At 69.6% G+C, this 13,275-nt stretch carries 10 protein-coding genes; 5 read left to right on the top strand and 5 right to left on the bottom strand.

Annotated elements, in window-relative coordinates; all coding sequences use genetic code 11:
- Positions 1 to 228: 228 nt before the first annotated feature.
- The 3 genes from CFP71_RS35065 (at position 229) to smc (ending at position 5,002) form a co-directional block, all read left to right on the top strand.
- The gene (locus CFP71_RS35065) at positions 229 to 741 is read left to right on the top strand and encodes a hypothetical protein (RefSeq protein ID WP_244199954.1); all 513 of its coding nucleotides are present in this window, start codon (positions 229 to 231) and stop codon (positions 739 to 741) included.
- Positions 742 to 1,026: 285 nt separating this feature from the next.
- Positions 1,027 to 1,314, top strand: coding sequence for an acylphosphatase (locus CFP71_RS35070; RefSeq protein WP_093938235.1), 288 nt, complete (start codon positions 1,027 to 1,029; stop codon positions 1,312 to 1,314).
- An 88-nt stretch (positions 1,315 to 1,402) separates the two neighbouring features.
- Positions 1,403 to 5,002 (top strand): chromosome segregation protein SMC, encoded by a 3,600-nt coding sequence (gene smc / locus CFP71_RS35075; protein WP_093938236.1) that lies wholly within the window; start codon positions 1,403 to 1,405, stop codon positions 5,000 to 5,002.
- Between the two features lie 147 nt (positions 5,003 to 5,149).
- Here smc and CFP71_RS35080 read toward each other — a convergent pair whose 3' ends face one another.
- The 3 genes from CFP71_RS35080 to CFP71_RS35090 form a co-directional block, all read right to left on the bottom strand.
- Positions 5,150 to 5,653, bottom strand: a complete 504-nt coding sequence (locus tag CFP71_RS35080) for a DUF3455 domain-containing protein (protein WP_093938237.1) — start codon at positions 5,651 to 5,653, stop codon at positions 5,150 to 5,152.
- A gap of 116 nt (positions 5,654 to 5,769) precedes the next feature.
- Positions 5,770 to 7,353 carry a sodium:solute symporter gene (locus CFP71_RS35085; protein WP_093938238.1) on the bottom strand — a complete coding sequence of 528 codons (1,584 nt, stop codon included), beginning with the start codon at positions 7,351 to 7,353 and terminating at the stop codon, positions 5,770 to 5,772.
- 9 nt (positions 7,354 to 7,362) lie between these two features.
- Entirely contained in the window at positions 7,363 to 8,571 is a 1,209-nt protein-coding gene (locus CFP71_RS35090; protein ID WP_208636100.1) for an anhydro-N-acetylmuramic acid kinase, read from the bottom strand.
- A 153-nt stretch (positions 8,572 to 8,724) separates the two neighbouring features.
- Here CFP71_RS35090 and ftsY point away from each other — a divergent pair, with 153 nt between their 5' ends.
- Positions 8,725 to 10,056 (top strand): signal recognition particle-docking protein FtsY, encoded by a 1,332-nt coding sequence (ftsY, locus tag CFP71_RS35095; protein WP_093938239.1) that lies wholly within the window; start codon positions 8,725 to 8,727, stop codon positions 10,054 to 10,056.
- Between the two features lie 64 nt (positions 10,057 to 10,120).
- Here the strand turns inward: ftsY and CFP71_RS35100 are convergent, their stop codons facing one another.
- Positions 10,121 to 11,620, bottom strand: a complete 1,500-nt coding sequence (locus CFP71_RS35100; RefSeq protein ID WP_093938240.1) for an MFS transporter — start codon at positions 11,618 to 11,620, stop codon at positions 10,121 to 10,123.
- A 107-nt stretch (positions 11,621 to 11,727) separates the two neighbouring features.
- On the opposite strand from CFP71_RS35100, the gene CFP71_RS35105 reads away from it, so the two are divergent.
- Positions 11,728 to 12,453 (top strand): TetR/AcrR family transcriptional regulator, encoded by a 726-nt coding sequence (locus tag CFP71_RS35105; RefSeq protein ID WP_093938241.1) that lies wholly within the window; start codon positions 11,728 to 11,730, stop codon positions 12,451 to 12,453.
- Here CFP71_RS35105 and CFP71_RS35110 read toward each other — a convergent pair.
- On the bottom strand, positions 12,443 to 13,219 hold the full coding sequence (locus CFP71_RS35110) for an IclR family transcriptional regulator (protein WP_005154827.1): 777 nt from the start codon (positions 13,217 to 13,219) through the stop codon (positions 12,443 to 12,445). The two genes, CFP71_RS35105 and CFP71_RS35110, sit on opposite strands and share 11 nt — an antisense overlap.
- Between the last annotated feature and the right edge of the window lie 56 nt (positions 13,220 to 13,275).

A 13,275-nucleotide genomic window follows, 5' to 3' on the forward strand; every position in this document is an offset into this window, starting at 1 on the left:
CCCGCTTGCTGTACATGAAGGCCCCTTCCTTGCGCTAGGCGCAGTGAAGGGGGCCTTCATGTACTTGCCGCTGTGACTGCTGGTGCATGCGGGGCGCACGTGACGATCGCGAGTCCGGCGCCGGAATGTAGTGAAGGCCTCCTTCCCTACCCTCAAGGTAGGCAAGGAGGCCTTCACGGACTTACGAAGTCTTACTGGGCGCTGCTCGTGGAGGTGTCGGTGCCGGAGATGCTGGACTTGCCCGGCGAGGACTCGCTCGGGGCGCCACCTGGGCTGGAGCTGCCGTTCGGGGTGCTCGACGGCGGATCCGTCGGCGTCGTGGGCGTGGTCGGAGGAGTCGTCTTCGTCGGTGTGGTGGTAGTCGGCGGTGTCGGCGTGCTCTTTGTCGGCGGAGTCGGCGTCGGCACCACCACCGGCGGCTCACCGCCACCCGGCGGGGGCACCACGGGCGGCGGCGCGACGACGCTCGTCGTCGCCTTGCCGTCCGGGCCGACCGAGGTCACCGTGGTCGGCGGCGCCGACGAGCTGGACGAAGCGCCGGGGATCGGCGAGCCGCTGACGGTCATCGGGCCGCCGGGGACGGCGTTGCCCGGGACCAGCTGGACACCGGCGGGGGACGTGCCCTGTCCGCCGGGGACACCGGTGCCGCCGGCCGTGGCGGAGACGCCGGGGCCCGCCAGTTCGGCGATCGCGGCGAAGGCCGTCGCCACCACGAGGCCGCTGACGCCGAGTACGGCGTAGCCGGCACGGTTGAGCTTGCCGGTGGCGCCGCGCGGGGGCGCCACGGACACGCGTGCGCTCGGATCAGACCCGTCGGGACGGGACATGGGCTGGCTCCTCGGATGGGGGACTTCGGGGAGTGAAGCGACTGGTGAGAGAACACCGGGACGCTTCCGGCTACCCGGGCGAGGTAGCCCAAAGTGGGGACCCGGCGCGGAGATTATCACCGTGGCTTCACTGTCTGCGAACCGCTGCGAACGGTGTGTTCACCCTCCGCGTTCATCCGCGTGGTGCACGATAGGGGACGTGAGTGAAGAACTAACGCACATCAGGCTGACCGCGTGGGTCCACGGTCGCGTGCAGGGGGTCGGTTTCCGCTGGTGGACCCGCAGCCGGGCGCTTGAGCTGGGGCTGGTCGGCAGCGCGGGCAACCTGGCCGACGGACGTGTCGAGGTGGTAGCGGAGGGTGTTCGAGAACACTGTGAGCGGCTTTTGGCGGCTTTGAGGTCCGGCGAATCACCCGGAAGTGTGGATCACGTCGTCGAGCGATGGTCGCCCGCGAAAGGCGGGATCAGCGGGTTCGTGGAGCGTTGACGCCCCGCGTCCCACGATCACGGTGAGCGCACAGGTAGCCTGGACCGATTGAACGACCGGTTCCCGCAGCCAGAGGGGTCAGCACGACGTGCACCTGAAGAGCCTGACGCTCAAGGGCTTCAAGTCCTTCGCCTCGGCGACGACGTTGCGTTTCGAGCCGGGCATCACCTGCGTGGTCGGCCCGAACGGCTCCGGCAAGTCGAACGTCCTCGACGCGCTTCGCTGGGTCATGGGCACCCAGGGCGCGAAGGACCTGCGCGGCGGCAAGATGGAGGACGTCATCTTCGCCGGGACCGCCGGCCGCGCCCCGCTCGGGCGCGCCGAGGTCACCCTCACCATCGACAACGCCGACGGCGCGCTGCCGATCGAGTACTCCGAGGTCTCGATCACCCGCCGGATGTTCCGTGACGGCGCGAGCGAGTACGAGATCAACGGCGACCGCTGCCGTCTGATGGACGTGCAGGAACTGCTGTCGGACTCCGGTATCGGCCGCGAGATGCACGTCATCGTCGGGCAGGGCCAGCTTTCGGCGATCCTCGAATCCAAACCCGAAGAGCGCCGCGCCTTCATCGAAGAGGCGGCCGGTGTCCTCAAGCACCGCAAGCGCAAGGAACAGACCCTGCGCAAGCTCGCGAACATGCAGGGCAACCTCGACCGTCTCGGCGACCTCACCACCGAGCTCCGCCGCCAGCTGAAACCGCTGGGCAAGCAGGCCGAGATCGCCCGCAAGGCGCAGTGGGTGCAGTCCGAACTGCGCGACGCCCGGCTGCGGCTGTTCGCCCACGACCTGGTCACCCAGCGCGCGGGCATCGCCAAGGAAGAGGCCGACGAGCGGGTCGCCCGGCAGCGTCGTGGCGAGGTCGAGCAGGCGCTGGAGATCGTCGCCGCCGAGGAAGCCGAGCTCGAAGCGTCGCTCGCCGAGGACGCGCCGCGCCTCGCCGCGGCCCAGGAGACCTGGTACAAGCTTTCCGCGCTGACCGAGCGGCTGCGCGGCACCGTGCGGCTCGCGCTGGAGCGTCAGCGGCACCTCTCGTCCGACGTGCAGCAGGCGAGCACCGGCCGCGACCCCGAAGAGCTGCTGGCCGAGGCCGAGCAGGTCGCCGAGCGGGAGCAGGAGCTCAACGAGGCCGTCGCCGAGGCCCGCATGGTGCTGTCGGAGACCGTGCAGAAGCGGGAGCAGCTCGAACACCTCGTCCAGGCCGCCGAGCGCGCGCACATGGCCGCGGTCCGCGCGATCGCCGATCGCCGGGAGGGGCTCGCGAAGCTCACCGGTCAGGTCGAGGCGTTGCGCAGCAAGAACGGCGCCACCTCCGACGAGATCGACAGGCTCACCGTTTCGCTCGAAGAGGCCGCCGAGCGCGCGGAAATCGCCGTCGAGGAACTCGAAGAGGCCAAGGCCGAAGGCGGCGTGGAGGAGTCCGACGACCTCGACCTGCAAGCCCACCACGACCGCGCGGTGGAGGCCAACAACGCCGCCAAGGCGCGGGTCGAGGAACTGGTCAAGGCCGAACGGTCCGCCGAACGCGAGATCGCGTCGGAGAAGGCGCGCGTCGAGGCGCTGTCGATGGGCTTGCGCCGCAAGGACGGCGCCGGCGCGCTGCTCGGCGCTCAGCACGAGCTGCCGGGCCTGCTCGGTTCGGTGGCCGCGTTGCTCACCGTCGAGGCGGGCCACGAGGTCGCGCTGGCCGCGGCGCTCGGCCCGGTCGCCGACGCGGTCGCGGTCAACGGCGGCGAAGACGCGCTCGCCGCGCTGAAGTTCTTGAAGGACAACGACTCCGGCCGCGCGGGCATCCTGCTCGGCGGCCTGGGGTCCACTGTGGACACCGCCTCCTGGCCGTCGCTGACCGAGGGCGCGCGCTGGGCGCGGGAAGTGGTCACGGCGCCGCCGGCGTTGCGGTCCGCCGTCGAGCACGCTCTCGACCGGGTGGCCATTGTGGACGGTCTGGAGTCCGCGCGCCGCCTCGTCGAGGTGTACCCCGAGGTCAGCACTGTCACGCCCGAGGGCGACGTCTTCGGCGCCCGCTGGGCGGTCGGCGGTTCGGCCCGCAGCGAGAGCGTCATCGAGGTGCAGGCCGCGGTCGACGAGGCGGGCGACCGGCTGAACGCCGCCGAGCGCGCGCTGGAACGCACCGCCGCGGAACTCGAAGGCGCCCGCGCCGGACAGCAGGCGCGGCGCGAAGAGGTCGGCAGGGCCAAGGAAGCGCTCGGGGACGCGAAGGTCCGCAAGGCGCGCTCGTCCGAGCGGCTGAACCGCCTGCAGCAGGCCGCCCGCGGCGCGCAGGCCGAGATGGACCGCCTGAGCACTCAGCGCGCGAAGGTCGAGCAGAGCCGGGAACAGGCGTTGCAGCAGCTCGCCGAACTCGAAGAGCGGCTGACCGCCGTCGCTGAACAGGAAGTCGACGAGGATCCGGACACCGCCGAGCGCGACCAGGCCGCCGAAGACCTCGGCACGGTCCGCCAGGAGGAGATGGAGTCGCGCCTCGCGCTGCGCACCGCCGAGGAGCGCGCGCGGAGCATCCAGGGCAAGGCCGAATCGCTCCGCCGGGCCGCGCACGCCGAGCAGCAGGCCCGTGATCGCGCCGAAAAGTCCAGGGCCGCGCGGAAACGCGGCGCCGAGATCGCCAACGCGGTGGTCAACGGCGGCGAGATCGCGCTGGAGCGCATCGAGGTCTCTGTGCAGCGCGCCGCCCACGAACGGGACGAGGCGCAGGCGCAGCGGCAGTCGCGGGAGACCGCGCTGACCCAGGTCCGCAGCAAGGTCCGCGAGCTGACCGGTGAACTGGAGAAGCTCACCGACGCCGTCCACCGCGACGAGGTGCTGCGCGCCGAGCAGCGGCTGCGGCTGGAGCAGCTCGAAACCAAGATCGCCGAAGACTTCGGCATCGGCCTCGAAGACCTCGTCTCCGAGTACGGACCGGAAAACCCCGTGCCGCCGAGCGCGGGGGAGATGGCCGAGTACGAGGCGGCCAAGGAACGCGGCGAGGACGTCACCCCGCCGCCGCCCATGCCGTTCGACCGCGACACCCAGGCCCGCCGGGCGAAGCGCGCGGAAAAGGACCTGAGCCTGCTGGGCAAGGTCAACCCGCTGGCGCTGGAGGAGTTCGCGGCGCTGGAGGAACGGTACAAGTTCCTCTCGACGCAGCTCGAAGACCTCAAGGACACCCGCAAGGACCTCGAAGCCGTCATCAAGCAGGTCGACGAAAAGATCCTGGAGGTCTTCGCGTCGGCCTACGAGGACGTCGCGCGCGAGTTCGAGACCGTGTTCGGCGTGCTGTTCCCGGGCGGTGAAGGACGGATGGTCCTGACCCAGCCCAACGATCTGCTCTCCACCGGTGTCGACGTCGAAGCGCGCCCGCCGGGCAAGAAGGTCAAGCGGCTCTCGCTGCTTTCCGGTGGCGAGAAATCGCTCGTCGCCGTCGGCATGCTGGTGGCGATCTTCCGCGCCCGGCCTTCGCCCTTCTATGTCATGGACGAGGTCGAGGCCGCGCTCGACGACACCAACATGCGACGGCTGATCGGGCTCCTGGAGCAGCTGCGGGATTCTTCGCAGCTGATCATCATCACCCACCAGAAGCCGACCATGGAGATCGCCGACGCCCTGTACGGCGTTTCGATGCAGGGCGACGGCATCACCAAGGTGATCTCGCAGCGGCTCCGGACCTCGGAAGAGGACCCGGTTCCCGCCTAGCGCTTGTCGCGGGCCGCGGCAAAGGTGCCATGCTCGCTCGAGGGGGTCGTGAGTGGTAAGTGGGGTTAGAACGCCACTTGCCACTCACGACCACCCACACCGATCGCTTCGCGCGATGCGGGGAAGCCCCCTTCACCGCGCTCGTCACTACTTCGCGACCCAGAACGCGTAGTCGGCCGAGTACCGGACGGCCGTCTGCGCGCCTGTCGCGCAGGTGCCGGCCGGGGCGAGTCCGCCGCGCGTGTCGAGCCGCTGGACGTAGGTGACCTTGCCGAACACCCCGTCACCGCTGTTCAGGTTCGCCTTCAGCAGCAGCTCCGGCACCGCGTTCGGCCGGGGGACGGAGGCGCCGGGCACCGCCGCCGCCCCGACCGTGCTGCCGTCCACAGTGGACGTCCACACCGGACCCTTGCTGTGCAGCGCGATGGTCCGCCCGCGGTGGCTCAGGGTCGCGGCGGGCTGGATCAGCGTCCACGCCCCGCCGGTGCAGCCATAGATCTGCACGCCTTCGCCCCGGTAGGTCGCGAGACGCTTGTTCCCGTCCGGCACCTTGATCGCGTCCGGTACGCCGCCGGTCGTCGCGGCGTACGCGGTGGTGCCACCGCCGATCAGCAAGGCGCCGACGGCGATGGCCACGGTCGTTCGCTTCATGATTTCGCCTCTCCTCATCCCGCCGTGTGCCGGCGGGTCCCGCAGTCGACACGGGGACGATCAGAGGCTCGGTTCATGACTGTGATGTGGGTCATATTAGTGGAAAACCGTTGTGATCAAACGGATTCCGGTTCTTTGCTCACCTCTTCGGTGAGCGGATCCGGGCTGCTGTGCCGCAGTGAGAGCAGTCCGCCCACCACGAGCGTGATGATCACGCCGCACAGCGTGTACCAGGGCCACGCCAGCGCCACCGTGTTCCCCGACGCCTTGCCGAAGTCGACGCCGATCAGGCTGCCGTCCGGTTTGTTGAACTTGACGCCGAGGATGATGAACGCCATCACGACCACCGTCGAAACGAACGCCACGATCGCGTCCGCCTGCCTGGCTCGTTTGATCAGCAGGCCCAGGAGGAACGCGCCGAGCAGTGCGCCGTAGGTGTAGCCGGTGATGCCGAGCGCCTGCACCACGATCGGATCGGCCGAGGTCTTGTTGGAGGAGGCGAAGAAACCCGCGCACAGGATCAGCGCGCCCGCCCAGACGATCGTCCAGATCCGGCCGTGCTTCAGCCGTTCGGCTTCCGGCAGCTCCCGGCCGATCACCCGTTCGTAAACGTCGGTCACCGTGGACGAGGCCAGCGCGCCGAGCGACGAACTCAGTGCGGCGGCGAGGATCCCGGCGATCACGAAGCCCGAGAGCCCGCTCGGCAGGTCGTTCACGATGAAGTTCGCGAACAGCTCGTCCTTGTTGGCCAGCCCGAGGCCTTCCGGCTTCGGCTTGGTCGGGGCCAGGCCGTTGTACAGCGCCCACAGCAGCACGCCGATGAACAGGAACAGCGCGAACTGGATGAAGACCACGAAACCGCTGGCGACCAAGGCCTTCCGCGCGGCGCGCAGGTCGTTGGTGGCTTGCAGCCGCTGCACGATCAGCTGGTCCGAGCCGTGCGAGGCCATCGAGAGCACCGCGCCACCGATCACCGCGGTCAGCAGCGCGTACTGCCCGGTGAGCATGTTCGAGGAGAAGTCGAGGATCTGGAACTTGTTGGCGTCGAAGGCTTTTCCGAACCAGCCGTCCGGAAGCCTGCCGGAGATCACCCAGATCACCACGACCGCGCCGAGGATGTACCAGAGCATCTGGATCGCGTCGACCCAGACGACCGCGCGCACCCCGCCGAAGAAGCTGTAGAGCACCATCGCGATACCGAGCCCGACCACGATGGTCCAGTACGAGACGTTCAGGCCGTAGGCCGCCATCACGACCTTGATCGGGATCGCGGTGGCGAACAGCCGGATGCCGTCGGCCAGCGTCCGGGTGAGCAGGAAGGTCACCGACGCGGTGCCCTGTAATCCGCTGCCGAACCGTTTGCCCAGGAAGGCGTACGCGGTGACCAGATTGCCCGCCACGTAGCGCGGCAACAGCACCATCGACACCACGATCCGGCCGACGATGTAGCCGATCGCCAGCGCCAGGTACGTCATCCCGCCGTCGCCGGGGGTCGCGATGTAGGCCACCGTCGGCACGGAAAGCACGGTGAGGGTGGACGTCTCCGCGGAGACCACCGAGAGGCAGGCCACCCACCAGGAGATCTTGCCTTCGCCGACGAAGTAGTCGGAGCCGGATTTCTGTTTGCCGCCGATCCAGACGCCCAACAGGGGCATACCGACCAGAAAAAGCCCGATGATCGCGAGGTCAAGTGCGCGCATCCGTATCTCCTATCGCTCGCCGGTCGTCGCCGCCACCCGTAGCCGGGTCACGGTTGAGTCATGAGGCGCGGGCAGTCGCAGGGGGCCCGCGCCAGGGGTGATGCTGCCGAGCAGCCGGTCGCCCCGGGCCCCGGTCGCCGACGGGAGATTCCCCGGGACGCCGGACCAGGTCAGCCAGCCGAGCAGAATGGTCAGGTATGCCTCTTTGCCCGCGCGTGGCAGGCCGTGGTCGTCGCTGGTCTTCAAGGCCGCGCCGGGCAGATTCCGGGCGAGCGCGGCCATCAGCGCCGGGTTGTCGGCGCCGCCACCGGAGACGATCAGCGTGACGATGTCGTGGCGACGGCATTCCGCGGCGATCGTCACCGCGGTCAGCTCGGTCAGGGTCGCCAGGAGATCTTCCGCGCCGACCGGCGGGAGTCCGTCGAGCGCCCTGTCGAGGTACGCGCCGTGGAACAGCTCCTTGCCGGTGGATTTCGGCGGCGCGGCCGCGTAGTACGGGTCGAGCAGCAGTTTCGCCAGCAGGTCGGGCCGGACGGTGCCGCGCAGGGCGAGCGCGCCGTCGAGGTCGGCGCGCTGTCCGGTGGCGCGGTGCGCGGCGAGGTCCATCAAGGCGTTGCCGGGTCCGGTGTCGTAGGCGAGCACGGCACCGTCGGCGGGGACCACGGTGATGTTCGCGATACCGCCGATGTTGAGCGCCGCGACCGGGCCGAGCGCCGCCATTTCCCGTAGCCACAAGGCGTCCAGCGTGCTGGCGAGCGGTGCGCCGTGCCCGCCGGCGGCGACGTCGCGCACGCGGAGGTCGGCCACGACGGGCAGCCCGGTGCGCTCGGCGATCCACGCCGGGTTGCCCAGCTGCAGGGTGCCGCGAGCGGTTCCTTCCTCGACCCAGTGGAACACCGTCTGGCCCAGTGAGGCGACGACGTCCGCGTGACCACCGGCCAGCTCCTCGACGCCGCGCGCGGCCGCCTCGCCGAAGGCCTGCCCCACCAGGGTGTCGAGTTTCGTGAGCTGCTCGGCGCTGCACGGGTTCGGCGGCAGGGCGTCGATCAAGGCTTCGCGCAGCGCCTCGGGATACGGGACTTCGAGTTTGCCGAGCGGGGAAAGCACCACCGTGTCCCCGTCGGCGCGCAGTTCGGCGGCCGCCACGTCGATCCCGTCGATCGACGTGCCGGAGATGAGCCCGATCACCCGGACCCCAGCGCCGGTGAAAACCGTCATTCGGAGTGGTCTAGCCGTCGTTCCGGAGACCGCGCAAGCGAGACTGTTTCTTCTTGTCCGAAATGAGTCCTATCCAGTGGGCGTCTCACAAGATCGGCTTCCTTCCCGTGGGGCGTCTACGGCGGGCCGTGCGCGGATGCGAGGATTGGCGCCGTGTCGAGCACCCCCTGGTTCTGGATCGTTGTCGTTGCCGTCGTGGTACTGGTCGCCGTCCTGGTGGCCGGGCTGCTCATCGCGCGCCGCCGCCGGATCAGCCTGGACGAGTCCAAGGCTGCCGACGTCGTCGAGAAGCCGAAGGGCGGCGGCTATACCGCGACAGGCGGGATCGCGCTCGCTCCTGGCGGTGAGAAGACCGAAGAGCCCGCGCATCCGGTCGAAGAGCGACCGGAGACCGACGGCCAGCCCGCCGTCGGGGACGACGCGTCGGTGCCCCGGGATTCCGCGCAGCGCACGGTGCGCGACGTCGAACTTCCCGAGCCCGCCGAGCCTGCCGAGACTTCGGCGCCCGAGCCCGAGCCCGAGCCCGCTCCCGTGCCCGCCGAGGAGATCGCCCCGGCCACCGGGCGCCTGGAGCGGCTGCGCGGCAGGCTGGGCAAGTCGCGTTCGGTGTTCGGGCAGAGCCTGCTCGGCCTGCTGGGCGCCGGTGACCTGGACGAGGACTCCTGGCAGGACGTCGAAGACACGCTGCTGATGGCGGACCTGGGCGCCGCGACGACCACCGAGATCGTCGAGCGCCTTCGTGAAGAGCTGAAGCGCCGCGCCGTGCGGACGTCCGAGGAGGCTCGCACCGTCTTGCAGGAGGTGCTGACCTCCGCCCTGTCGACCGACGCGGTCCGCGCCGTCCGCGCGCTGCCGCACACCGTCGACGGGAAGAAGCAGCCCGCGGTCGTGCTGGTCGCCGGGGTCAACGGCACCGGCAAGACGACCACCACCGGCAAACTCGCCCGAGTGCTCGTCGCGCAGGGGAGCACCGTCGTGCTCGGCGCGGCCGACACCTTCCGCGCCGCCGCGGCCGACCAGCTGCAGACCTGGGCCGAGCGGGTGGGCGCGGAGGTCGTGCGAGGCAAGGAAGGCGCGGACCCGGCGGCGGTCGCCTTCGACGCCGTCAAGCGCGGCACCGAGGCGGGCGTCGACGCTGTCCTGGTCGACACCGCCGGCCGCCTGCACACCAAGACCGGCCTGATGGACGAGCTGGGCAAGGTCAAGCGAGTCGTCGAGAAGCAGGCGAAGGTCGACGAGGTGCTGCTGGTGCTCGACGCCACCACCGGGCAGAACGGGCTGATGCAGGCCCGCGTGTTCTCGGAGGTCATCGACGTCACCGGCATCGTCCTGACCAAGCTGGACGGCACCGCGAAGGGCGGCATCGTCTTCCAGGTGCAGCGCGAACTCGGGGTGCCGGTCAAGCTGGTCGGCCTCGGCGAGGGACCGGACGACCTGGCGCCGTTCGAGCCCGGTGCCTTCGTTGAAGCGCTTCTGAGCAGCTAGCAAGCGACATGAAAGGCCCCTTCATTGCAAAATTTGCAATGAAGGGGCCTTTCATGTCATGCCGTCAGGCCGTGACAGGGACGTTCTCGACCGGAGTGACCGGAGCGGCCCTCTTGTCCCGCATCACCAGGAAGGCGACCACCGCCGCCACCAGCACGCCCACGGCGCTGATCAGGAACGTCGTCGACATCGCCGAGGTGAACGACTCGCGGGCCGCCGCCATGAGGCCGTCTTGGCCGGTGGCGAACGCGTCGCCGATCGAGAGCCGCGCCTGAGCCGGAGCCGACTCGGGCATGTGCGAGGTGAACAGGCTCGACACGACACTGCCCAGGATCGCGATGCCGAGCGCGGCGCCCAGCTGCTGGATGGTGTCGTTGAGCGCGGAGCCGACACCGGCCTGCTCCTCCGGGACCTCGCCCATCAGCGCGGAGATCGCCGCAGGCATCGCCAGTCCGCCACCGGCGCCGAGCAGGAACAGCGCGATCGCCGGCAGCAGGAAGCCCGAAGTCGTCGAAACGGTGCCGAGCATGCCGAACCCGCCGGCCATCACGATCATGCCGGCCGTGGTCAGCGCGCGGTTGCCGATCTTCTGGCCCAGCGTGGCGCCGAGGGTGTTGCAGAGCAGCGACGCGAGGGCCATCGGGATGAAGGCCAGGCCCGCCTGGGTCGGGGTGTAGCCGAGGACGAACTGCAGGTACTGGGTCAGGAGCAGCAGCAGGCCGCCGTTGCCGATCTGCACCAGCGTGAGCGACAGGCTGCCGCCGCTGAAGTTGCGCTTGCCGAACAGCTTGAGCGGGACCATCGGCGACGGCGTGTGCCGCTCCCAGAGCACGAACCCGGCCAGGCTCACCACCGCGATCGCCAGCGGGACCAGGGTCCCGGCTTCGGTGAACCCGTGCTTGGGCAGTTCGATGATCGTCCAGATCAGCGCGACCATGCCGGTCGCGGACAAGATCGCGCCGAGCGGGTCGGGCTTCTGCCAGGGGCCCTTCGATTCCGGCATCAGCGTGAACGCGGCGATGACGGCGATGACGACGATCGGCACGTTGATCAGGAAGACCGCGCCCCACCAGAACCACGCGATCAGCACACCGCCCAGCACCGGGCCGCCGATCAGGCCGAGCATCGCGACCGCGCTCCACGCGGCCATCGCCTTGCGGCGCTCTTCGTCGTCGAAGACGGTGATCAGGATCGACAGTGTGCTCGGCATGATCAGCGCGCCGCCGACGCCCATCACCGCGCGGGACGCGATCAGTTCGAGCGGATTCGCGGCGAACGCGGCGACGAGTGAGGCCACTCCGAACAGGAGGAGGCCGATGACCATCACCTTCCGGCGGCCGAACCGGTCCCCGAGGCTTCCCGAGGTGAGCAGCAGGCCGGCGAACACCAGGATGTAGGAGTCCAGGATCCACTGCGTGTCCTGGGCGCTCGCCCCGAGGTCTTCGGCGAGCGGCGGCACGGCGACCGTCAGCACCATGTTGTCCACGACCAGCACGAGCGTGCTCAGGCACAGCACGATCAGGATCCACCAGCGGCGCGGGTCGCGCCTTTCCGGCTCGTTCATCGGGATACCCCCAGAGATGGTTGCGTACGTTGTTCGGTTGATGCGCACACTGTACGCAGATGGAAACATCGTTCGCAAGAGGGCACGTCGTGCGCTAGGGTGGAGCCATGGCAACGGAGGAACGAACGATCCAGTCGGTGTGGACGCGGCCCCGCCGCCAGCGGGATCAGCCCGCGTTGAGCCAGGCGCAGATCGTCGCCGAGGCCGTCCGGATCCTGGACGCCGAAGGGGTCGACGCGCTGAGCATGCGCAGGCTCGGCACCGCGCTGAACGCGGGCGCGACCTCGCTCTATCGCCACGTGGCCAACCGCGACGAGCTGATCGAGCTGGTCGTCGACGAGGTCTACGGCGAAATCACCGTGCCGGACGGCGACGATCCGGAGAGGTGGCGGGAGGCGGTCGTCGTCGGCGCGCAGAGCGTCCGCGCCATGATCCTGCGGCACCCTTGGGTCGCTTCACTGCTCGGCTCGGTCGGCCTGTCGTACCTCGGGCCGAACGTCATGCGGCTCAACGAGCGGCTGCTGGCCGTCTTCGTGACCGCGAGCTTCCCCGGCGACGAGGTCGAGCAGGCGATCAGCGCGGTCATCTCCTATGTCGTCGGCATGGGAACGACCGAGGCGGCTTGGCTGACCACCGTCGCGAAAAGCGGCAGGAGTGAACGAGAGTGGGCGGAGCAGCTGCGCCCCGCCGTCGAAGCCGCGGCACAGGAGCATCCGTACCAGCGGGAACGGATCGCCAAGAGCGACGCCGATCCGGAGCGGCTTCGCGACGAGAAGTTCCGCTACGGCCTGGAGAGGATGCTCGACGGTTTGGAGACCAGGCTCAAACGGTGACCCCGTCACGCGAAAGGGTGGAGCCGAGCGAGTTCGCGATCCGCTGGACGACGGGCGCGATCCGCTCGACGGCCTCCACCGTGAGCCGTCCCGAAGGCCCGGACACCGACACGGCCGCCGGCACCGGAGCACCCGGAACCGCGACGGCCACGCAGCGGACGCCCAGTTCCTGCTCGGCTTCGTCGAGCGCGTACCCCTGCTCGGCGATCTTCGCCAGCTCACGCAGGAGCGCGTCCTGGTCGGTGAAGGTGTGCTCGGTGTAGGAAGGCATGCCGGTCCTGGCGAGCAGCGCCGTGACGTCGTCGGAGGGCAGGTGCGCGAGCATCGCCTTCCCCACGCCGGTGCCGTGCGGCAGGAGACGGCGGCCGACCTCGGTGAACATCCGCATCGAGTGTTTCGACGGCACCTGGGCGACGTAGACGACCTCGTCCCGCTCCAGGACGGCGAGGTTCGCGGTCTCGCCGACCTCGTCGACCAGTTCCGCGAGAAGTGGCCGCGCCCAAGAGCCGAACTGCATGCTGGCGTTCTCACCCAGCCGGATGAGCCGGGCGCCCAGCGCGTACCGGCGGTTGGTGTTCTGCCGGACGTAGCCCAGGTCCACCAGTGTCCTGATCAGGCGGTGGATGGTCGGCATCGGCAGCCCGGACAGCGTCGCCAGCTCCGAAAGGCTGGCCTCACCGCCGGTGTCCGCGAGATGCTCGAGGAGCTCGAAGGCCCGCTGAAGTGACTGGACGCCGCCATCGCGCCCGTTCTTCTCCGCTGCCACCGTGGTACTCCTAACGTCGGCGTTGATGTTCCGCTATGCAGAAACTATAGTCCGTC

This window comes from Amycolatopsis thailandensis (genome assembly GCF_002234405.1).
Taxonomy (GTDB): domain Bacteria; phylum Actinomycetota; class Actinomycetes; order Mycobacteriales; family Pseudonocardiaceae; genus Amycolatopsis; species Amycolatopsis thailandensis.